Raw genomic sequence first — 23,181 nt, 5'->3', positions numbered from 1 at the left:
GAATATTTATTTCTTTTCAATATTCATCCATATCTTTGTTATAATGGAAAAGTTGTTTCTTTCAACTAATAAACAAGGAGGTTATTATGGAACAATTTTACTACGTTTTAAAATATTTAATTCTCGGTCTGTTCCAAGGACTAACAGAACCAATTCCGATTTCTTCAAGTGGTCATCTCGTTTTAGCACAACATTTGCTAGGACTAAAAATAGAAGGGTTTAGCTTCGAACTACTTGTTAATTCAGCTTCATTATTAGCTGTATTACTTATTTATAGAAATGATTTAATTCGTCTAACAAAGAATGGTCTCTCTTATATATTTACAAGAGCAGAAGACGCAAAATCAGATTTCTTCTTTATTATTTATCTTGTTATTGCAACCATTCCAGCAGGTGTTATTGGTGTTTTATTTAAAGATTACATCGATCAGTACTTAAAAGGTGTGAAGATGGTTGGGGTTTCCCTTCTTATTACTGCTGTCGGCCTTTGGATTATTAGAAATTTACGCGGTCGTAAAAATGATGGCGACCTTTCTATGAAAGATGCAATCATCGTCGGATTAGCACAAGCTTGCGCACTGATTCCCGGAATAAGCCGATCTGGTGCCACAATCGTAGCAGCAATGTTACTTGGTATGAAGCAAGAAACAGCTCTTCGCTTCTCATTCTTACTATACATTCCTGTTAGCTTAGGTGGCTTATTGTTAAGCATTACAGACATTGCAAATGACCCAAATCTAGACACATTATTCGTACCATATGTCGTTGCATTTATCGCAACATTTATCATGACGTATATTTCACTAAAATGGTTTATGAACATTATGGCAAAAGGAAATTTAAAATATTTCTCTTTCTATTGTATTATCGTAGGTGTACTTACTCTTATTTTCTTATAAAGTAAAACTTACAAATTAAAAGCGAGTCATCTAGTGTAATAGAATGACTCGCTTTTTTATACCTTTATTAAGTTAAAACCTATTATTTACTTATAATTTTCAGAATAGTATAATATTTATCAAGTTCACTATTACAGTAATTCTATCTTTCCTACTATTATCGTAAAAGAGGTGTTTATATGTTTATAGTTACTAAACTCATTCACATTAAGTACGAATATGAAAATGAGCTACTTTATGGGCTTAAACAATATTATCCTTCCCCCGGAACGAACGGTTGTATTAACATAGAGTTTTCACCTGTTCATCGTACAAATGATAAGGCAGAGTATATGATTCGTATGTTATGGAAAACACAACAAGATTACCATACATGGCTTTCTCAAAAAGAAGGCAATGAAACTTTGAAGCACAAAATACAAGGCTATATCCTTTCTTCCAAATCAAATGCTACCTATGTGCATTAATCCTTCTCTTTTTATTCCTTACGAGGGCCAAAATGATAAAGTTAAATTAATCAGCCCTCATCAATTGGGCTGTTCACAAATAACGAGATAAGGACCCTCTTACTTTTCATACTGTAAGAGGGCTTCTCTTATGCATACACTTTCTTCTCTTGACAATACAAACGAATAACATGTTTATTTTGTTGAAATACATCATGCGTCAGCCGAATAATAATAAAGTTTCGTTTTGTTTGATCATCATGAACAAAAATCTGTTCTCCCTCCTGAAAACGCCATGCACTTTCAAAAGTCGTAATATGATCCCCACTTACAGAAAAAAGTTCATATCGCATCTCTTGTACCCTCTCTCAACTTATATAATCACAATATCCTCATATTAAATTTATCATAACTTAATCCCTATCAAATTAGTGATTTTTTCTATTTCGAAAGGTTTTAACTTTGTATTTAAATATTTTTAGCGCTATAATGATAAACGAATTTTTATTGAAAGGAGTTTTACTTTGACTGCATATTTATTTCCAGTGAAAACAGCATTTATTTTATTTCCTTTTTTAGCAATGTTTCTTTTAATCCCTTTTTTAATATTTAATTATCGAAAATACGGTTATTTAAATAAATGGCGCTCATTTATTTTATACTCATTATTACTTTACTTATTAAATGCCTATTTTCTTGTTATTTTGCCGTTGCCACAAACGTTTGATACTTGTAGCCTACAACCGGCTAATACACAACACATGCAACTCGCACCATTTTATTTCATACAAGAGATTAGTAGTCATACATCGGCAGTTTTAACGAAACCAGCTACTTATTTCTACTTATTAAAAGAGTCTGCGTTTTTACAAGTTGCCTTTAACGTTCTATTAACTGTTCCATTCGGTATTTACTTACGTTATTATTTCCGACGTAGTTTCTTACAAACAATTTGCATTTCCTTTTTCCTTTCACTATTTTTCGAGCTAACACAAGTGACTGGATTATACGGTATATACAATTGTGCATACCGATTATTTGATATCGATGATTTGTTTTTAAATACATTAGGTGGCGTAATTGGTTTTATCATTGCACCAATATTTACGTACTTCCTTCCGAAGACAAACGAGTTAGATAGTCATATTGATTTGGAAACGAAACCAGTCGGATTCATTCGTCGCCTTATCGCGATGCAAATTGATTGGATTTTCTTATCTATCGTCGTACCTGTCGTTAAAAACAAAGGAAATTCTTTCTTCGTTTCTAATATGCAATCTTACACCAATATGTATGAACTCATTTTCATTACGTGTTCAATCCTTATTTACTTTATTATTATTCCATACTTTACTAACGGAAAAACAATTGGGAAAGCATTGCTTCGCATTCACGTGAAAGGAAAATCAAATCGTATTACATTAAAAGAACTATTTATTCGCTACGGTATATTTTATTTTGCGTTAGGCGGAATCAATTATATTCTTTCTAGTAGCTCTATTTTAAATCACACAGAGCCTTTAGTATTACTCGTTACATTGTTATTCTTATTCATCATTAACGGCCTATTTATTATTCATGTTTTACTACATGTATTTAGCCGTGATAAACTACTATTTTATGAACATATTAGTCATACAAGAAATGCAATTACACTAAAAAAAGCTGACAAATAATTATTTGTCAGCTTTTTCATATACATAATGTGAAACTTTAATTAGCCCTCACCTAACTTCTTTGCTTCCACTGAATTTTGAGGTAGGGGTCTTACTGCCTGACAAATAGCGGGATAAATAACTTCTCCGCATAAGGATTAAAAAACATTCCAAGTTCATCTAGAGATTTCCTCACCTGTAAAAACGAATGAAATTCTGGATATATATATTGTAATTGCTCATATGATAATGTATGCATTTTCCCCCAATGTGGACGCCCTTCATACTTTAGAAAAATCTTTTCCACTTCGCCAAAGTAAGCAGCATATTTCATACCTTTATACATATGAACAGCGATATATGCTGAATCTCTTCCATAAGCCGGACTAAGCCATATATCATCCCCTTTCACATAGCGGCATTCGATTGGGAAGTGCACCTTATACTTTTTCTTTTCAATAAGATTTGAGATTTCTTCTACAACCGTCCTCATATACTTTGAAGGAATGCTATACTCCATTTCATAAAATGGCACCGTACGTGATGTAGCAAATACTTCATAGCTCGGGCCAATTATTTTTGTGCTTGGTACAGCTTTAGCTGATAACCGACTCACGCCTTTACTTATAGAAGGAAACCATTTACATCCTTTAGATAGTAAAGAGAACATCCTATTTTCAAGTAACTCCACCTTTAGTTTATGCCATTTCAAATCACTGCCTTTATTCGTTGTTTCGTTCGTAAGTTTCACTTGTACTTCATCAGAATAAGGAAAAACGAAAAATTCAAAATGACGATGCTTCTTATATTCTTCTAGTTTGTTCATTACAGTGGATAATGACTGTTTTTCACTTTCATAAACGAGTGAATACGCTGGAATAACCTTCAATTTTATCTTTACAATGATACCTAACATTCCAAGTGACAACTGAAACGCTCTCCAATATTCTACGTTCTCAGCTTCCGAACAAACTATATTCTCACCATTAGATAGAACTGCCGTAATCTCTATAACTTGTGTTGATAAACTCCCAAAGGTAATACCCGTTCCATGAGTCCCCGTACTAATCGCTCCTGCAATAGATTGCGAATCAATATCCCCTAAATTTTCTTGCGCATAACCTTTTTCCTCAAGTAACTTCCCTAAATCATATAACTTTGTTCCTGCCCATACTTCAGCAACCATCTTCTCTGCATCAATATTCACAATACCCTTCAATTCATCTAAAGAAACTAAAACTTCTTCCGTTTGCACAAGGGGGGTAAACGAGTGTCCTGAACCGACAACACGAATTTTCTTTCCCTTTTTTCGCGCAAGCCCCACAACTTCTACTACATCTTGTATACTTTCTGGATACATCGTATAATGCGGCGTTCCTTCTACATTCCCTGTCCAATTTCTCCACTTTTGTCCCTTTATAGAAAGCATTGGCCATCCCCCCGATATGTTGAATACTCCCCGACAATCTCTCCTTTTTTAACACGATACAAAAAAGGAAAGCGTTCACATAATTCACCAGCCTTACTATGACGAAACAAAATGGTCTCTCCTATATCCACTCGTTCCTCGCCGTTATAAAAAATTGGCGTTTGTACCTCGCCAGCACCTTCTAAAGCTAATAATTTTGCACCCTTCGGTCTCCAAACTTCAGGCTCTTTATCTTTTCCAACTGCTCCTGAAGCAATATATCCACCACCTAGGCAAGTGTAAATAAACGAGACTGGTTTACGCACAACTGGTAAGGCAAATCCGACCGCTGGATGAAATTTCACCTCTTTATAATAATCAAACAGCTTCGGAGAATAAAAAGCAGAACCTATTGTAATCTCTGAAACTGAATTATCTTTCTCGGTTGTTTTTATGCTTCCTGTTCCGCCTCCATTTACAAACCTTAGCTCAATACCAATGTTTTGTATTGCTTTTACAATATGTTCTCTTCTTTCTTTAACTTCTAGCACTGATTTCTGCTTTAAATACGAAATCACTTTACTTTTCAACCATTGATTCGGTATATAATCGCCCACCCCGGCAATTTGAGCTTCATATCCCATTACACCATCTAACATTAAATATGATGACCTTCTCACCTTTTCTACTACTTTCAACGCATCCTGCACATTTTTTACTGGGGACCTTTGTACACCAAAATGAAATTGAAAGAAGCAACTACTCATATCAATATCCAAACAAACACGAAAACATCCTTTAGATTGCTCAGCAATGTTTTCTAAATACACAATATGCTCTTCACAATCCACCATACAAGTTATAATGAAACCTTTCTTTGTTAACAAACTAATTTCATACAGAGCTCTTTCATCGTAAGCAGGATATCCAAGCAATAAATCATTAAATCCTTGTTCTATTAAAAATAAAATCTCTCTAGGTGAAAAGCACATAATACCTTGAAATCGATCATTTGCAGCTAGTATCTTTTGCATAATCGGAACAGAGCGTAACGATTTACTCGCTATACGAATCTTTTTATTTCCACTTAACTCTATAATCGATTGAATATTTCTATCTAAAGCCACTTCATCCAAAAATGCACACGGTAATGGAACTTCTTTAAAAATTCCTCGATCCACATTTTTCTCTCCTCTTCTCAATATGTCTTATACATATTGGAAAAAAAGTGTGATTTTCCTGTTTGCAAATAAAAAAAGTTTCTTCTTTACGAAGAAACTTTTTGAAACTACTTCATAGAAATAGTCGCCTCTACTGGATAATGATCAGAGTAATCATTATACGTATATTTTTGGAACCATGATGTAACAGTCCATTGTGGAGATTGCGGCTGTAACACCTTATTCTCTATATACGATGGGTTCGCATGGTCTTTACTTGCAATGATATAATCTAAATACTCAGCAGGACTATCAGGGAAATTATATTTTGCAATACTGTTTGTCGTTGCGTCCCAAGTCGCTGTATGTCCAGTATAAGATGGTACAGAAGCGTTCAATGTTTTAAACATAGATGCATACTCTGAGTCATTCTTGTTCTCTGCATTTATTTTATTTACGTTCATATCACCACCAATTAACACATACTCATTATTTGGTATATTTTTATTTTTAATAAAGTCTTGAATTTCTTTTAATTGGTCTGTACGTACAGATGCAGGTGAAGTTTTTCCGCACATACTATCTTCCGCTTGCAAATGCGTACCAATTACATGAACAAAGCGATCATTTTTCTTAATTTTCGTGTATACAAATCCTTTATTCGATAAATTATCTGGCCCGCATCCTTTTGCAAATACATATTGAATCTTTTCAGCGATTGGCCATTTGCTCACAATCGCAACGCCACCATCTTCAGGAGTTGAAGATGAATAGTTTCCTAACGTTTTATCCCATTCACTTCCACTACTACGACCTAATACTGCTGTTTGATTTGGATATTCTTTCTTCAAATTCCCTAATAAACGATCTGATGCGCTATTATCAAACACTTCATTTAATATAACTACGTCTTGATTCTTTATATAATCTGCCGCCCCGATTAAATCAGCACGCTCAGTTTGTCCCCAGTTCGGATATAAGTTTGTTGATAGCATATATACATTATGCGTCATCACTTTTAATGTATCGTTTTGATTTGTAGACGCTTCTGCTTGAGCTGACGTTCCACTATATAAAGCTCCTAGACCAACACCTAAGCTAAGTACACCTTTTAGCAATTTACCTTTCACGTTTCATACCTCCATGTATTGTATAGTGATAAAAAGGCCAAATACTCTATTCTGAGATTTGACCTTTTTTAAATACTTAACGATTTCCGTACGTATCAAACCAAAGCTGAATATATCCAGCAGTAACACGTTGTGCATCCATTAAACGCTTACCTGTCATTGGTGTAACTTCAGCGCGCCATTTATCTGCATATTCTTGTGATACAGCAGCTCTCACGAACCAATCTTTCGTATTATCATTTACAATGCCAGCGTAATCTTGTTTCGCAACTACTGCCGCTCCATGAATCCAATCTTCTGGATTCGTACCTTTCCAGTTCCAATATCCATTTCCATCCGTTACTTTATAGTTATCTTTTATCGTATCTACAAAGTTTTCATATTTAGAATGGAACCCTTGTGGATACGAAAGGTTCGTAAAGTTTGCTGCATGCATCGGTTGGTTTACATCCCCTAGATAATGAAGAGATAATCCTAAATAGAAGAATGCTTGTTTCATATCTTTATTTTTGTAAGACTCACCAGCTAATTTAAAATACTTAGCTCCAGTTTCCTTTGCCTGCTTTGCATACGGAATATAAGTTTTCCCATTGTCAGGGTCATAGAAATGTGAAGCAAATGTGCTATTATCATAGTAAGGATTTTCATAGTCAGCAGCATAAATACCGTTCTCTAACTCCGTACGCCATTCATTTAATAGTGCAACTCGATCTTGTTTTACAAGTGTTGTATTACGAGACATAATATCAATTGCACGGTTTACAATCCATAAATGAGAATTCACGCCTTCTTTATGTTTATCTTCAGCAGACCAGCGCGGAATAACTCCAAATCTCTGTCCCCCATCATTTTCATGAGCAAATGCAACACTTTGTAATGGAGCAACTAATGTAATAGCTGCCGCTAAAGCAAGTACTTTCTTTTTCATATAAAATCCTCCATTTTATAATTGAATTATTGTAAACATTTTGTTAGGATCCTATGATGTCATCCGGTTAACCTATGACTAGAATATCCCACCTTTCACGAAATTTCTATCAATAAATTAAAATATGCAAATGTTCATATCATTATAACTTTATACACAGTGAATATAATGAATGAATACACTTTCATTTTAATAAACTATTATTAAGGCTTGTCTAAACTAATGTAAAAAAAGAGTAAAGCATCTGAATGCTTTACTCTTTTTTTCTATTCGATAATATACTTGGCAATTGTACATTAACTGCTAACTTATGAATAAATCCAAACACTAATCCAATCCCAATAAATATGTATAAGATTGTAAATATCTTTCCGAAATCAGTTTGCGGACTAAAATTCCCATCACCGACAGTCGTCAACGTGACCACACTAAAATATAAAGCGTCAATAGGACGTAATTCTTCAACTGTACTATAAAAAATCGTACCCGATATTAAAGTCAAAATTGTTAATACGAATAATACTTGAAATTCTTTATCTTTCCACGCTCGTAAACAGGCTCTTAACATTCGCTTTAAAGTTAACAAAAATGAAAGCATTAGATTCTCCCTTCCAAACAAAAATACATTTAGTCAAAGGAAAGTCTATCACCTTTCAGTATAGAAAAAAAGTAGCCCTCTTCTATTTCTAGAAAAGGGCTACTCTATTCAATTCTATCTTATTTAGGTGAAACAAGAATTTTCACTTGTGTTTTATCTTTTACAAGTGCTTCAAATCCTTCTTCAACAACTTGATCGACTGTAATTTTTTTCGTAATTAATTTCTCTGCTTGAATTTGACCAGAGCTAATTAATTTAATAACAGCTGGGAAGATGTGACGGTATCCTAAAATACCAATAACTTCTTTTTCTTTTAATACTAAGTTATTTGGAGTAATTGTTGCGTCTTTTTCCCATACACTAACAATTACAGTTTGTCCTTCGAAGCTTGTACTTTCAATCGCTTGGCGTAGTACAACTTCAACACCTGTTACTTCAAAGCTAACATTTACACCTAAACCATTTGTTAAGTTACGAATTTCAGCTAACACATCTTGAGTTGCTGGATTTAATACATAATCCGCACCTGCTAATTTCGCTAACTCTTGACGTTCTTTAGAAAGTTCAACTGCAATAACAGGAGTTGCTCCTGCTGCTTTAGCTGCTTGGATAACAAGAAGTCCAATTGGACCGCAACCAAATACTGCTACTGCTTCCCCTTCTTTTAATTTACTTTGACGTACTGCATGAACTGCTACTGCTGCTGGTTCTACAAGCGCACCTTGTTCATATGTCATTTCATCTGGAATGTGATGAACCATATCTTCTGGTACTACTGTATATTCAGAGAAACCGCCGCCTTCTCCGCCAAGACCGTGGAAAACAAGTTGTTCACAAACATTGTAATGTCCATGTTTACAAGCTTCACATTTACCACAAGAATAAATTGGTTCTACAACAACGCGGTCTCCCACTTTATGAGATGTAACTCCTTCACCAATCTCTATTACCTCACCACTAAACTCATGACCTAAAATAACAGGTGCTTTCACATGTGTTAATGGATGTTCTTCTGTTGGAATAAAAATAGGCCCTGCTAAATATTCATGCAAGTCTGTCCCACAAATACCACACCATTTAACTTTGATTTTCACTGTTCCTGGTTTTACTGTTGGTTCTGGTACTTCTTCTACTCGTACATCACGTTGATTATGCCAAAGTAGTGCTTTCATTTTATACATCCCTCTCTATGTATATACTTAACCTGGTGAAGTTTACAATTCTATTATAATACTTCTATCCATATATTTCAAAAAAACAATCGTATCTCTACTAATTTTTTACAAATAACGTTCAATATTTTGTCACTTTGTACTTTTTTCCACATCTGTTAATTCAATTTCATTGCAGGTGAAATTAGCATTGTGCCATAATAGCATAGGAGAGGTGAATATCGCTTGAAATATTTTATTTACTTTATCGTTATCGTGGCATTTTTAGATACATTTTCACAATTACCTATTATGAGTACTTTCGCTCAAAGCCTTGGAGGAACCCCTCTTATTATCGGGCTAGTTGTCGGTATGTACTCATTCGCTAATATGATCGGGAATATTATTGCAGGAGCAGCTGTCGATAAATTTGGTGCAAAAAAAATCCTTTATATAAGCATGGGAATTACGAGTTTCATAGTCTTGTTATACACCGTTGTTCAAAGTGGTGAACAACTATTAGTTGTTCGCTTTATGCATGGATTTAGTGATGGCTTTTTAATTCCTGCTGCCTTTACATTTTTATCAAAACAAACAAATGCAAAAAGACAAGGAAAAGCAATGGCTCTGTCTGGTGCTGCTGTTGGAACAGCCGCAATCGTAGGACCGGCTTTCAGCGGTATTATGAAAGCAACAGCTGGCGTAGAATGGGTCTTCATTACTATTTCTATTTTAATGGCTCTTGGTACGATCGTATCTCTATTCTTCTTACCAAATAACGTATCAAGAAAAGATACATCAAGAACGCAAATAATGAACAAAGAAGATATGGTTGAACTTTTAAAATCAGAACCGTTATTACAAGCATATATTGGTGCTTTCACATTAATGTTTTCACAAGGAATTGTCACTTATATGTTACCAGTAAAAGTTGAGGCATTAGCGCTTAAAGCATCCACAACAGGCATGATGTTAAGTGTATTTGGTATAACTGCTATCCTCTTCTTCTTGCTTCCAACAAATCGTATTTACGATCGATTTAATCGTTCGAAACTAATGCTAATCGGAATTGCAGTTATGGCATTCGCATTATCTTTACTCGGATTATTTGCTACAAAAGGTATGCTCTTTATCGTAATGATGATTTATGGAATTGGATTCGCAATCCTCTTCCCGTCTATTAACGCTTTACTTGTTGAAAATACTACAGACGATAATCGCGGAAAGGCATTCGGATTATTTTATGCCTTCTTCTCATTAGGAGTTGTTGCTGGCTCCTTTACAGTCGGCGCAATCGGAGCATCACCTAGCATCAGCTTCATTATCGGGACAGCATTTTTATTAACATTTGCTGGGATGATTTATGTAAGAAGCAAAGTAAAAAAGACAATGATGGGATAATCCATCATTGTCTTTTTTAAAATGCATATTGATATAATCCGTAATATAATGGAAGCGTTGGAATAATGCCAATTAATTTAAATATAAAAGGTAACGGCTCATCTCGCTCTTCATATAAACGAAAAACAAAAACTGCAGTTAAAGTCCAAATGACGCTAAACAAGAAGATACATTTCCAAACAATTGAGGTTAATATTTGTATATCAAATACAAAACCAAAGAGCCCTATCCACGTAATAATAGAAACTACAAAGTCAAACTTTTGAATTGGTGTTTGAAACATGCCCCTTACTAACGAAATAATAGCTAACATTGCTACAATAACTAAATATATTTTCCAAAGCATTATGATAATCTCCTATTCAATTCAACTTTTAACTTTCAATAAGCCGTATTTAATAAACAATATAGCATTATATTTTTCATAGAAATAATACAATGGATAACAAAATAAGAAGAAAATAAGTACAGTTGGTACATCATCTATAATAGAAAAATATTTTACTAGTAATTCCTTAATACTCTCTCCAATTATAATAAACAGTGGAATGATACAAATTGCTGCTAATATTAAGCACGGTGTGATTCTCATTTCTTTTAACCTCACCTTGCAGTGTGGACATCTGAATGAAAAAGGATGCGGGAGATCAATAATATGTTGCGCAGTAATCTCTCCTTCACACTGTGGACATTCAATTATTTCTTTCATTTAACTCAACTCCTTTCTATCTACAAAAAGAACACTATCCAATAGCGCTCTTTTACTGCCGAATATATTACTTTTGTGTATAACCAAATAACAATGTAAATAAATTGAGCCGTAAAGGCAATAATACATCTCTTCTTTTAAACAGAAAGTTTATAAATACTGACGATACTTCGACAATTTCCTCGGAAATATTTCCTTTCCCCACATAATTTGATACACTACACATGAATAAAAACTTGTATTACATAAACTAAAATAATAACTTACTGTACAAATTAAAAAGCACACTCTTCATATGAAGAATGTGCTTTTATGTTATTAACGTTTAATCCAAACAGCACCTGCCGATTTATCTTCTGCCTGTCCAACAACTTGGAATTTAAGTCCAAGGTTTGGAACTTTTCTTCCTGCGTCTGCAATTTGCTTGTTACTATATACTTTTGAATCATCAAAAGTTGTAACACCTTGTAATCCAGAATAGTTAAACTGACCACGTGTTAATGAATTTACACTCCATGCTGGTGTTTTATCAAATGAAAATGCAGCATCTGCAATTTGCATGCCCGTATTACCGTATGCTGGTTTCCCGTTTAAATTACCAACTAGCGCTTCTGGATGAGAGTCAACAACACCAAGGAATCCTTCACCTGGATGCATCCCAACCCAGTTATCTTTAAAACTATCATCTGCATACCAAACGACAAGACCTGTATTATACACTGGACCTTTTCCTGCTTTTAATCCATTATCTGATCCCGCATAGTTTCTCCATTCTAAGTAGTAGTAATGAGCTTTCTTCTCTGTCCCATCAGAAACAACAAAACCATTTAAATTCATTTTAGACTGTCCTTCTGCATCATCAGAAAATACAACTTGTCCATCAACAGTTACATTTACATTATCCATCGCAAAACCTTTATATGTTACAGCCGGATCTGTAATATAGTCGAATTGTAGTTTCACTTTTTTGCCTTTAAATTGACTTAAATCATATGATTTATCAATCCATTTCCCATCTGTTGTATCTTTATCTCCTTGGACTACTTTTTCTCCAAGTCTATCAATTAACGTCTTCGTTCCATCTTCTGTTACTGCATGTACTTCGACGAAATCGCACTCTGCTTCTAACTCATAATTTGCTTTATAATCGAATTTTGCATTTGTTCCCTTTGTTAAATCAAAGAATGGTGTCTCTAACGTTGTATGCATATCATCGCCTCTTGTACTATAATATGCATGCTTTCCAAACTCCGGTTTAATCGTTTCAACACTTTTACCTGGTAAGTTAACACGTACAACGCCTGGACGATTTGATTTCGTAACACTTTGATCAATATAGGTAGGAACTCCCACACCACTCTTAATTTTATCGTAATCTACTTCTAATATTTTTGCCCAGTTGCCACCCATATTCTTTTGTAAGAAGTCTTTATTTTGTGGTGAAAAACTAGTCGGCTCTGTTCCTGCGATTTTCCCTGTCCAACTACCTCCACTCATTAATGACCAAGCTTCGACTGGTGAACCATTTCCAGTATATTTCGTGTCATATTCATCTGGTAATCCAAGATCATGTCCAAATTCATGTGCAAACACACCTACAGCTCCATCTTCTGGTTCAATTGTGTAATCATGTGCTGCTACTTTACCACCAAAGTAATCTACCTTTGATTTCGTACCTTCAATCGCTACTGGATCTACTGCTAATTTTGAACGATGTGACCAGATCGCATCATCACCTAATTTACCGCCACCAGCTTCTTGACCAACACCAGCATGGATTACCATTAAATGATCAATTACACCGTCAGGTTCATTTTGATTCCCGTCCCCGTTTGTATCATATCTATCAAATTGATCAAACTGGGATAAATCTAGTCCTTTCTCAGCAGCTGCATGCAAAGCTTCTTTCACTAAATCACGTGCACCTTTCGGACCTTTATTATCGTGCCCACTGCTACCATCAGCTCCATAATCAGATGCTTTTCCTGGAACAGTTAGCCACTCCGTTACATATCCATCTGTCGTATAACTACCACCAGACTGCTCTTCATAGTATTGTTTAAACGTTTTTACTTTTGAACCATCAAATAAAGTATACGGCTCATTACCGAACAACATCTTTTGATAATGTTCTCTACTAAAGTCTTTCGAATACATATAACCTGGTGTTTGATCAATATTATTATGTTTATAATCACTAAATTCAACGAGTAGCACTAATACTTTATCTGATCGAACAGATCCCTTATATGGAGCTTGCTTTGCTTTTGAAGTTGGAACTTGCCCATTCAATTGATTTTTATTTGGTTCTGGCTTTTGCTCAAGGCTAACATTTTTTTCAGCCTTTTTTACATTTTCCTTTTCTTCCATCTTTTTCTCTTTTACTTTTTTTGTGAAATCAGACGTTTCTTGTGAGTGAGCATCTGGAAGAATTTCTTTATTCGCCTGATCTCCTTGTTTCTTTTCAATATATTGCTCAACAGCTTTTTTCGTCTCTTCTTTAGAAGATGATGGATTAATTGTTCCTCTTTCTTTCAGTGCTTCCGCTAAACGATCTTCTTGAATTAAATTGTAATCAATTGGTGTTGTAGATACATTATCTTTCTTTTTTGCTGCCGTTTCTGCATATGCTAACGGAGCACTCATTACAGATGTACATCCGATAATTGCCGCAATTGCTAATGATGACAACACTTTAAATGGTGCTTTTCTTCTCATTCCATTTCTCCCCTTTTATAAAACTTAAAATTCAGATAAATTGGTGCGTTTTTGTCGAAATCTCTGTTTACTACCCTCCCTATATAAAAAGACATAATTCTATAAACATTAAGCTTTTTGTTATAGAATCATGCCCTCCAGTTTTCTGGTCAGACCCTCTATCTTTTTATCCCTTGGTTCAATTAATAATCAGTGGGGGGATGAACAAAGCCCCCACTGATTAAAGTTTCACTTTATGTCGAAATATGAAAAATAAAGAGTTATGTGATATATATTAAATATCTTATATAACAAATTTAAAAGACAATATGCAAAATTGCATGAAAATTCTTTTAAATAAAAAAAAGAATCCTAGTCAATTAAACTAGGATTCTTGCTTTTCTATTATTTCTCTTGTGTTTTTTCCCAATCAGCTAAGAATTTCTCAATTCCTTGATCTGTTAATGGGTGCTTCACTAATGAAGCAATTACGTTTGCTGGGATTGTTGCAATATGTGCACCGTTTAATGCTGCGTCAGTTACGTGAACACTGTGACGTACAGATGCTGCAATGATTTCTGTTTCGATGCCATGAATTGCAAAGATTTCTGCGATTTGACGAATTAAGTCCATACCGTTATGACCGATATCGTCTAAGCGACCTAAGAATGGTGAAACGTATGTTGCACCAGCACGAGCTGCAAGTAATGCTTGAACTGCTGAGAACACTAATGTAACGTTTGTACGAATTCCTAAATCAGAGAACGCTTTTACTGCTTTTAAACCTTCTGTTGTCATTGGAACTTTTACTACAACGTTTGGAGCAATCTTCGCTAGTTCTTTTCCTTCTTCAATCATCTTATCAGCTTCTAAGCTAATTACTTCTGCACTTACAGGTCCTTCTACAACGTTGCAAATTTCACGAATGCGTTCGTGGAAGTCTACGCCTTCTTTTGCTACAAGTGATGGATTTGTCGTTACTCCAGCTAATACACCTAATTCATTTGCCTCTTTAATTTCGTTAACGTTTGCTGTATCAATAAAGAATTTCATTTGTTGTTCTTCCTTCCTAATTTTCATTTTATATTTATTTATTTTTCTTAATAAGCTCTAATTCAATCGGAATAGATTTGTCCACTTTTTTACCTTGTGTTATCTCTTTTGCTGTTTGCATCGCCTTCTCCCCGATTAATTCCGGTTTTTGAGCAACTGTTGCAGCCATACGCCCATCGTTAACCGCTTTCACTGCATCGTCTGTTGCATCAAATCCAACAACGACTACATCTGTTTTTCCAGCAGACTTCAATGCTTCAAGTGCACCTAATGCCATCTCATCGTTATGCGCAAACACGGCTTTAATATCACCATTTGCTTGCAAAATGTTTTCCATAACAGATAATCCTTTCGCTCTATCAAAATCAGCCGCTTGTTTTGCAACTACTTTTAAAGACTTATCGGCTACGTTATGGAATCCTTTCCCACGTTCACGAGCAGCGGAAGATCCAGGGATTCCTTCTAACTCAGCAACGTTTGCTCCTTCGCCAACTAATTCCCGAATGTAATCACTAGCCATTTGACCACCTTCAATATTGTTAGAAGCAATGTGAGAAACAACCTTACCTGAATTCGCAACGCGGTCTACTGTAATAACAGGAACATTTGCTGCATTCGCCGCACTTACTGCTGAAGCAACAGCATCTGAATCGGTCGGATTAATAACAACTACATCGACACCCTTTTGAATTAAATCTTCAACATCGTTCGTTTGCTTTGCTGCATCATTTTGTGCATCAACAGCAATTAATTCGATGCCACTATCTTTCGCTTTCTTTTCTGCACCCTTTTTCAAAGTTACAAAAAAGGGATTATTTAAAGTTGAAACAGAGAATCCAACTTTAATAGTTTTATTTCGACCTTTATCGCTAGAATCCTTTGCCCATTCTGGCGGTTCCATTGAACAACCAGCAGTAATGACCATAATACATGCAACGAGTATAAGTAACCATTTCTTCATGAACTGTCCCTCCATTACGCTTCTTTTCTGCGATCAATTAATACAGCTAGTAAGATTACAAGTCCTTTTACAACTTGTTGGAAGAAAGAAGATACACCTAATAAATTTAAACCGTTATTTAATACACCGATAATAAGTACACCGATGAATGTACCAACAATCCATCCTCTTCCCCCAGAAAGACTTGTTCCACCTAATACAACTGCTGCAATTGCATCTAATTCATAAGAAGTACCTGCAGTCGGCTGTGCAGAATCTAATCGTGATGTTAAGACAATACCTGCAAGCGCTGCCAAAATTCCGGAAAGACCGTAAATCATTACTTTAATTCTCGTAACATTAATACCTGATAGTGCTGCTGCTTCTTCATTTCCACCAATTGCAAATGTACGGCGACCAAATGTCGTTTTCTTCAAAATGAAGTACAGTACTGCGAAAGCGATCATCATTGTAACAGCTGGTACCGGAATACCAAGAAAATAACCGCGGCCAAACATTTGGAACATTAAATGATCACCAAGACCAGTGATCGGACGTCCGTCCATATAAACAAGCGTCAACCCACGAAAAATAGTCATTGTTGCCAAAGTTGCAATAAATGGAGCTACTTTTCCTTTCGCAATGATGATACCGTTTACAATTCCCATTACAAGACCTGCTAATAATCCAACTGCCATTGCAAGGAACGGATCCATGCCACTTGCCATCATTCCAGCAACAAGTGCACTTGATAATGCTAAAATAGAACCTACCGATAAGTCAATACCCCCTGTTAAAATTACGAAGGTCATTCCGAATGCAATAAGCGCATTAATCGATACTTGACGCAGTATATTAAATAAATTTGGAATTTCAATAAACGCTGGATTTAAAGCTGTAATTACGACGATAATTAATACTAAACCGATTAAAGAACCGAGTTGTTGTAATACATTCCCCTTCTTAGTCATCCTTACTCTCCCCCTGTAGCTAGTGCCATAATAGACTCTTGTGATGCCTCATCTTTCCCTAAAATTCCGCCTACTTTTCCTTCATGAATAACAAGAACACGATCACTCATCCCTAAAACTTCTGGAAGCTCAGATGATACCATAATAACGGCATCTCCTTGCTCCGTAAGCTTATTCATAATAGAGTAAATTTCTTTTTTCGCTCCAACATCAACACCCCTTGTTGGTTCATCTAAAATGAGTAACTGCGGATGAATGCCTAGCCATTTTGCGATTACAACCTTTTGCTGATTTCCACCAGAAAGAGATTTCACTGCCTGCTCTCCGCTAGATGCTTTCACATTAAGAAGTTTCATCATATCCGCCGTAAACTGTTGTTCTAGCTCGTTGCTTAGAACACTTCCCTTTGAAAGACTTTCTAAATTCGGTAAAGTTAAATTTTCTCGAATTGAAAAATCTAACACTAATCCTTCAGACTTTCTATCTTCTGTAATGAAAGCAATTCTTTGTCTAATTGCATCTATTGGACTATCAATCTTTACTTCTTGTCCATTTATAAAAATTTGTCCAGAGTCTAAAGGTTCGTATCCAAATATCGCTTTCATAATATCAGTGCGACCAGCCCCCATCAAACCAGCTACACCAATGATTTCACCTTTCCTCACTTGAAACGAAACATTTTCAAATTTCCCTTTCTTCGTTCCGTTACGCATTTCAAAAATGACATCACCAATTTGACTATTTCGCTCTGGATAACGTTCACCAATGCTGCGCCCCACCATCATACTCACTACTTCATCAAATGATGTTTCTGGAATTAATCTCTTTCCGACGAATTCTCCATCACGCAAAATCGTAATAGCATCACATATTGAGAAAATCTCTTCCATACGATGCGAAATGTACACGAATGAAACACCTTCTTTACGTAACTTATTGATTACTGTAAAGAGCGTTTCAATTTCACGATCCGTCAGTGCCGCAGTAGGTTCATCCATAATAATAACGCTCGCGTTTGTCATTAATGCTTTCGCAATTTCGATAATTTGCTGTTGTCCAACCGATAATTCCTCTGCTAACATAGCGCCTCTTACATGCAACCCTAACTCCGCTAGTTGCTGCTGCGCAATCGCGTTCATTTGTCGAGTGCGTAAAATACCTGTTTTCCCATACATTAACTCTTTACCGAGAAACATATTTTCAGCTACTGTTAAATTCGGCAATATGTTTAGTTCTTGATGTATAAATGCGATGCCGTACTCTTCAGCTTCTTTCGCATTTTTAAAGGTGCGCTCTTGCCCATCAATCGTGATTGTCCCACCATCTTTTTTGTATACACCTGTTAAAATCTTCATGAGCGTTGATTTACCCGCTCCATTTTCCCCCATCAATGCATGGACTTCTCCTGTTTCAATCATAAACTGTGCATTCTTCAAAACAGGATTTCCATTGAACGCCTTTGAAATGTTTTTCATTTCAATATGCATTCCCATCACTTCCCTTTATTAAAAAATCACGCCTGCATGTAAAATTACATTTGCATAAGGCGTAGCCTCGCCTGTACGAATAATCGCCTTCGCTTTCTTTGTATGCTCTTTAAATTGCTCATGAGATACATACTCAAATGCTGGCTCTATTAATTTCTGCTCTATTTCTTTATTTACTTCCGCATTATTTATAATGACTTCTTCTGCTAACGTCACTTTTTCGATTGCCATATCATCAGCTACCACTTGCAATACATCTAAAAAGCTAGGTTTTCCAATTTCAACAGCTAAATCAATTCTTTTTACTCCGTCAGGAATTGGTAAACCGCAATCAGCAATTACAATCGTATCCGTATGCCCAAGTGAAGCAAGGATTGATGCAATCTCACTGTTTAATACGCCGTGCTTCTTCATCCAACAATCACCTGCACTTCACGTACTTTATCTCTCGTTGGCATACCGCCTTGCGCCCCAAGTTTCGTTACAGAAAGACCACCGGCAATATTCGCGAAACGAATTGCTTTTTGAAGTGTCTCTCCTTCAGAAAGTGCAACTGCTAACGCACCATTAAATGTATCACCAGCTCCAGTTGTATCCACTACATCAACAGCAATGCTAGGAACATGTACAATCTCCGTGCCATTATGGAAACGAACACCGTTAGAACCTTCTGTCATCAATAATTTATTGGGATACTTCGCCAATAAATCTTCAATTGGTGATGTAAAATCATCTAATACGATGCGGCACTCATGTTCATTTGGCGTAATATAAGTCGCCTTTTCTAAAATTCCTTCTGATAAAACTTGTGCTGGCGCTGGATTCAACATAACAGGAATATTATGTTCCTCACAAATAGCCAATACATATTTTACTGTTTCAAGTGGAATTTCTAGTTGAAGAACAACCATATCCGCTTTTACAAGAAGGTCTTTGGAGCGATCTACAACTGACTTATTTACAAGAGCATTTGCCCCTTGTACGACAACAATACTGTTATCTTCTTCTGCTAAAACGATATGAGCAATTCCTGTCGTTCTATCTGTAACCGGTACCACATAATCGATAAAAATGCGTTCGTTCTCTAGATTTTTTCTAACTACTGTTCCATAATCATCATTTCCTACCGCTCCAACCATTGCTACATTTGCTCCTAATCTAGCTGCAGCAACTGCTTGGTTTGCTCCTTTCCCTCCTGGGATTGTATGAAACGCTTCACCAATTACTGTTTCTCCTGCTTTCGGCCGTTTTTTTGAAACAGCCACTAAATCCATTGAAATGCTTCCTACTACTGCAATATTTGGCATCTGTTTCATCTCCTTACTTTGTTGTATTTCGTTCTATAATTTCGATCGGCAAACGATAGTGTTTCTCTTCTAATGTATTTCCTTCCATTTGCTCTAACAACAACTCTGTTGCAATTTTCCCCATTTCATATATCGGTTGTGCAACTGTTGTAATAGATGGATACATCATTTCCGTTAAAGAAATTCCATCAAATCCGATAATTTGTAAATCATTTGGAATGACAATCCCCTTTTGAAGTGCAGCCTTTACAATACCAATCGCAATTAAATCATTCCCAGCAACAATACCATCAATATGCGGGTATTCTTCTAATAATTCCATCGCTACACGCTCACTATTTGCTGGATCAAACGTACTCTCTGCAATCATATACGAAAGATTATTTTGCGTAATAACGTCTACAAAACCTTCAAAACGTTCATTTGCAGTACTCACATCACGTGGACCACGAATATGTGCAATATGTTTACATCCTTTATCTAGTAACAACTTTGTCGCAGCCTGACTTCCTGCATAGTTATCTGCATATACAGTAGGAATACGCTCATTAAACATACGGTCAATCGCAACAATTGGAATAGATAAATTCATGTAATTAACACTATTTTGTGGATTCGTTGCTACAATAAATCCATCTACATTATTTTGTCTAAGCACATCAATATATTGTTTCTCTTTTTCTAAACTTTCATCAGAGTTACAAAGGACAACTGTGTAACCTTGTTTATGTGCTACATCTTCTACGGCACGTGCAACTTCCGGAAAGAATGGATTCACGATATTTGGAACAACTAAGCCAATTAAACGAGACTTTTTATTATACAGTGAACGCGCTACTGTACTAGGCTTATAATCTAACATCTCAATTGCACGTTCTACCTTTTTTAATGTATCTTCGTGAACATATCCATTTTTATTTAGAACTCTGGAAACGGTCGCAACAGATACTCCCGCTAATTTCGCAACGTCTTTGATCGTACTCATTCTCTTTTCTCCTCATTTCATGTAACCGTTTACAGAAAATAATATAACGTATTTCTAAAAATACGTCAATCATTTCTCACTAAAAAGCTTTTAAGGTTATACTCAAAAAAGCACCGCCATAAGGCGATGCTTCTTCATTACGAGTATGATACAGTTTTTTCTTTTTCTTCTACAGCAGGCTCTTTAGCATCTTTTTTACGATCTGACAATTTAATTTTTTGTAAGAAAATCGTAAAGATGGCACCTACTACGATAAATACTAATCCTGTTAAGAATACAGTATGAAGCGAGTCTACTAAAGAGTTTTTCAAAATAGGTACAATACTGTTAGCGAACGCTTCTGGCATTTGTTTTAATGCCTCTGGGCTAAATAGCATTGAATATAAACCTTGTGGATCTGTGTGAATCATATCTTTAAATTTCGTTACCATTTGTCCCGCTTCTTTCGGGAATGTATCTAATACAGGTACTAAATTCTTTGTTAATGTCGCACCTGAAGTGTTATTCATAATTGATCCTAAAATTGTAATACCAAATGTACCACCGATTTGTCGGAAGAACTGACTTGATGATGTTACAACACCAAGGTCTTTTTTCGGGAAGCTTTCTTGTAACGCTAATGTTAATGTCGGCATTACAAGACCCATTCCTAAACCGATAACCATCATATAAGAAGTAGCTGTAAGCTTCGTTGTGTGCATATCCATCGTTGTTAATAACCAGAAACCACCGGCCATAATAAGCATACCTGCGATAATTTGTGGTTTTACACCAACTTTTAATACAAGTTGCCCACCGATAATACTCATCACAATCATTGTAATCATCATTGGAGTCATAATTGTTCCTGATTCAGCAGCACTTACTCCTACAATACCTTGCATGAAGAATGGTACGAACATAATCGCGCCGAACATTCCAATACTCATAAAGAATCCAATCGCATTCAGTATTGTAAATGTGCGATTTTTAAAGAAATGCATTGGTAAAATTGGCTCTTCAGCTTTCGTTTCAACGATAACAAAGCTAACGATACCAATTACAGCTAGTGCAAATAAACCGATAATTTGCCAAGAATCCCATGCATAATCTTTTCCGCCAAACGTTAGCGCAAGTAATAAACTTACAACACCGAGAATCATCGTAAAGATTCCAGCGATATCGATTTTAATTGGTCCTGTTTGTTTATGCGATTTTAATCCCATTGCAATAAAGATTGTTGCTAAAATACCAACCGGTAAGTTAATGTAGAATACCCATCTCCAGTTCACTGCATCTACAATCCAACCACCAACTTGCGGTCCAATTACAGAAGCAAGACCGTATAACGCACCAAAAATACCTTGCCATTTCGCACGTTCTTTTCCCGTGAACATATCTCCAATAATAATCATAGCCATTGGCATCATAATACCGCCACCAAGACCTTGAATACCACGGAAAATAATTAATTCTGTCATACCATTCGCCATACCACATAACGCCGAACCAATCATGAAAATAACTAGCCCTGTTATATATACGTTACGACGACCAAGTAAATCCGCTAATTTACCTGCAATTGGTACAACTGTCGTTGATGTTAACATATAAGCTGTCGTTAACCATGTCATTAAACTTAATCCGCCTAGGTCACCGACGATACGTGGCATTGCTGTACCAACAATTGTTCCATCTAATGCAGCAAATAGCATCGCGATTACTAAACCGATTAACAACAACTTTCTATTTTGATTTTCTTGTTGCTCCATGTAATCTCCTCAATTCCTCTTAGTTATTCTCTTTTTTCTCTTGTGTCCCGCAAATAATGGTTTCTAACTTCTCAAAGAGACGTAATAAATCTTCTCTTTCTTGCAACTCTAAATGTGAAAAGTATTTTGCAATATGCTCGTTACGAGCTGTCATTGCCTCTTCTACTCTAGCTTTCCCCTTTTTTGTTAACTCGATGATGACAACGCGACGGTCATCTTTGTCGTGATAGCGTTCTACAAGTTCTTGATCGATTAGACGATCAATCATCACTGTAATCGCGCTAGGCTTCACATACATCTTTTTCGCTAATGTTGTCGCTCTTGAAGCCCCATAATGATCTAAAATCTTTAAAATATAAAACTGCGGTGGTGTAAGTCCTGTCGCTTGCATTTGTTCTAATAACTCCGTCTGCATTTTCTTTCCAATCGAAAAGGCAAGAGCTTGAATTTTATCGATATGCGTCATATCATTTGGCATGTTATCCACCTCTTATTTAAACAATAA

23 protein-coding genes are annotated in these 23,181 nt (G+C 35.8%); 4 read left to right on the top strand and 19 right to left on the bottom strand.

Going from position 1 to position 23,181, the window contains the following annotated elements; all coding sequences use genetic code 11:
* The first annotated feature begins 86 nt into the window (after positions 1–86).
* Positions 87–899 (top strand): undecaprenyl-diphosphate phosphatase, encoded by an 813-nt coding sequence (locus BHV55_RS03565; protein WP_000434796.1) that lies wholly within the window; start codon positions 87–89, stop codon positions 897–899.
* Between the two features lie 179 nt (positions 900–1,078).
* The gene (locus BHV55_RS03560) at positions 1,079–1,366 is read left to right on the top strand and encodes a hypothetical protein (RefSeq protein WP_000471239.1); all 288 of its coding nucleotides are present in this window, start codon (positions 1,079–1,081) and stop codon (positions 1,364–1,366) included.
* Between the two features lie 128 nt (positions 1,367–1,494).
* Here the strand turns inward: BHV55_RS03560 and BHV55_RS03555 are convergent, their stop codons facing one another.
* Positions 1,495–1,698, bottom strand: a complete 204-nt coding sequence (locus BHV55_RS03555) for a hypothetical protein (protein WP_001268332.1) — start codon at positions 1,696–1,698, stop codon at positions 1,495–1,497.
* A 171-nt stretch (positions 1,699–1,869) separates the two neighbouring features.
* Here BHV55_RS03555 and BHV55_RS03550 point away from each other — a divergent pair, with 171 nt between their 5' ends.
* On the top strand, positions 1,870–3,021 hold the full coding sequence (locus BHV55_RS03550; RefSeq protein ID WP_000128013.1) for a VanZ family protein: 1,152 nt from the start codon (positions 1,870–1,872) through the stop codon (positions 3,019–3,021).
* Between the two features lie 91 nt (positions 3,022–3,112).
* On the opposite strand, the gene BHV55_RS03545 is transcribed toward BHV55_RS03550, so the two are convergent.
* From BHV55_RS03545 to bdhA, 6 genes are all read right to left on the bottom strand, one after another.
* Positions 3,113–4,429 (bottom strand): D-arabinono-1,4-lactone oxidase, encoded by a 1,317-nt coding sequence (locus tag BHV55_RS03545; protein ID WP_070758192.1) that lies wholly within the window; start codon positions 4,427–4,429, stop codon positions 3,113–3,115.
* Positions 4,417–5,589: an amino acid deaminase/aldolase gene (locus BHV55_RS03540; protein WP_070758194.1), complete on the bottom strand. Its 1,173-nt coding sequence runs from the start codon at positions 5,587–5,589 to the stop codon at positions 4,417–4,419. The genes BHV55_RS03545 and BHV55_RS03540 overlap by 13 nt, the downstream gene beginning before the upstream one ends.
* 107 nt (positions 5,590–5,696) lie before the next feature.
* Positions 5,697–6,698, bottom strand: coding sequence for a sphingomyelinase C (gene sph, locus BHV55_RS03535; RefSeq protein ID WP_000676797.1), 1,002 nt, complete (start codon positions 6,696–6,698; stop codon positions 5,697–5,699).
* Positions 6,699–6,774: 76 nt separating this feature from the next.
* Complete coding sequence (cerA, locus tag BHV55_RS03530) at positions 6,775–7,626, bottom strand: phospholipase CerA (RefSeq protein ID WP_000730997.1); 852 nt, start codon at positions 7,624–7,626, stop codon at positions 6,775–6,777.
* A gap of 253 nt (positions 7,627–7,879) precedes the next feature.
* Positions 7,880–8,224: a potassium channel family protein gene (locus BHV55_RS03525; protein ID WP_000948209.1), complete on the bottom strand. Its 345-nt coding sequence runs from the start codon at positions 8,222–8,224 to the stop codon at positions 7,880–7,882.
* A gap of 119 nt (positions 8,225–8,343) precedes the next feature.
* Entirely contained in the window at positions 8,344–9,396 is a 1,053-nt protein-coding gene (bdhA, locus tag BHV55_RS03520) for a (R,R)-butanediol dehydrogenase (protein WP_000645827.1), read from the bottom strand.
* Between the two features lie 225 nt (positions 9,397–9,621).
* On the opposite strand from bdhA, the gene BHV55_RS03515 reads away from it, so the two are divergent.
* Positions 9,622–10,776 carry an MFS transporter gene (locus BHV55_RS03515; RefSeq protein ID WP_048568077.1) on the top strand — a complete coding sequence of 385 codons (1,155 nt, stop codon included), beginning with the start codon at positions 9,622–9,624 and terminating at the stop codon, positions 10,774–10,776.
* Positions 10,777–10,792: 16 nt separating this feature from the next.
* On the opposite strand, the gene BHV55_RS03510 is transcribed toward BHV55_RS03515, so the two are convergent.
* The 12 genes from BHV55_RS03510 to BHV55_RS03455 all read right to left on the bottom strand — a co-directional run bounded on the left by BHV55_RS03510 (position 10,793) and on the right by BHV55_RS03455 (position 23,154).
* The gene (locus tag BHV55_RS03510; RefSeq protein WP_000964465.1) at positions 10,793–11,122 is read right to left on the bottom strand and encodes a hypothetical protein; all 330 of its coding nucleotides are present in this window, start codon (positions 11,120–11,122) and stop codon (positions 10,793–10,795) included.
* Between the two features lie 21 nt (positions 11,123–11,143).
* Complete coding sequence (locus BHV55_RS03505; RefSeq protein ID WP_000658667.1) at positions 11,144–11,485, bottom strand: hypothetical protein; 342 nt, start codon at positions 11,483–11,485, stop codon at positions 11,144–11,146.
* A gap of 318 nt (positions 11,486–11,803) precedes the next feature.
* Entirely contained in the window at positions 11,804–14,203 is a 2,400-nt protein-coding gene (inhA2, locus tag BHV55_RS03500; protein WP_001252962.1) for a M6 family metalloprotease immune inhibitor InhA2, read from the bottom strand.
* Between the two features lie 384 nt (positions 14,204–14,587).
* Positions 14,588–15,235 (bottom strand): fructose-6-phosphate aldolase, encoded by a 648-nt coding sequence (fsa, locus tag BHV55_RS03495; RefSeq protein WP_000667698.1) that lies wholly within the window; start codon positions 15,233–15,235, stop codon positions 14,588–14,590.
* Between the two features lie 34 nt (positions 15,236–15,269).
* Positions 15,270–16,196, bottom strand: a complete 927-nt coding sequence (gene rbsB / locus BHV55_RS03490; protein WP_000758974.1) for a ribose ABC transporter substrate-binding protein RbsB — start codon at positions 16,194–16,196, stop codon at positions 15,270–15,272.
* A 14-nt stretch (positions 16,197–16,210) separates the two neighbouring features.
* The gene (locus BHV55_RS03485; RefSeq protein ID WP_000162129.1) at positions 16,211–17,146 is read right to left on the bottom strand and encodes an ABC transporter permease subunit; all 936 of its coding nucleotides are present in this window, start codon (positions 17,144–17,146) and stop codon (positions 16,211–16,213) included.
* A gap of 2 nt (positions 17,147–17,148) precedes the next feature.
* A complete protein-coding gene (gene rbsA, locus BHV55_RS03480) occupies positions 17,149–18,633 on the bottom strand; it encodes a ribose ABC transporter ATP-binding protein RbsA (protein ID WP_070758250.1) in 1,485 nt (494 codons plus the stop codon).
* An 18-nt stretch (positions 18,634–18,651) separates the two neighbouring features.
* Complete coding sequence (gene rbsD / locus BHV55_RS03475; RefSeq protein ID WP_048568075.1) at positions 18,652–19,047, bottom strand: D-ribose pyranase; 396 nt, start codon at positions 19,045–19,047, stop codon at positions 18,652–18,654.
* Positions 19,044–19,940, bottom strand: coding sequence for a ribokinase (gene rbsK, locus BHV55_RS03470; protein ID WP_001132867.1), 897 nt, complete (start codon positions 19,938–19,940; stop codon positions 19,044–19,046). Before rbsK ends, rbsD begins: the two co-directional genes overlap by 4 nt.
* Positions 19,941–19,953: 13 nt before the next feature.
* The gene (gene rbsR / locus BHV55_RS03465) at positions 19,954–20,925 is read right to left on the bottom strand and encodes a ribose operon transcriptional repressor RbsR (RefSeq protein ID WP_000104034.1); all 972 of its coding nucleotides are present in this window, start codon (positions 20,923–20,925) and stop codon (positions 19,954–19,956) included.
* A gap of 137 nt (positions 20,926–21,062) precedes the next feature.
* Positions 21,063–22,676 carry an MDR family MFS transporter gene (locus BHV55_RS03460; RefSeq protein ID WP_000437645.1) on the bottom strand — a complete coding sequence of 538 codons (1,614 nt, stop codon included), beginning with the start codon at positions 22,674–22,676 and terminating at the stop codon, positions 21,063–21,065.
* Between the two features lie 19 nt (positions 22,677–22,695).
* Positions 22,696–23,154, bottom strand: coding sequence for a MarR family winged helix-turn-helix transcriptional regulator (locus BHV55_RS03455; RefSeq protein WP_001132365.1), 459 nt, complete (start codon positions 23,152–23,154; stop codon positions 22,696–22,698).
* Positions 23,155–23,181: the final 27 nt, after the last annotated feature.

The organism is Bacillus sp. RZ2MS9 (assembly GCF_001816185.2).
Classification (GTDB): Bacteria; Bacillota; Bacilli; order Bacillales; family Bacillaceae_G; genus Bacillus_A; species Bacillus_A cereus.
This window is presented reverse-complemented; position numbering and strand designations above follow the sequence as displayed.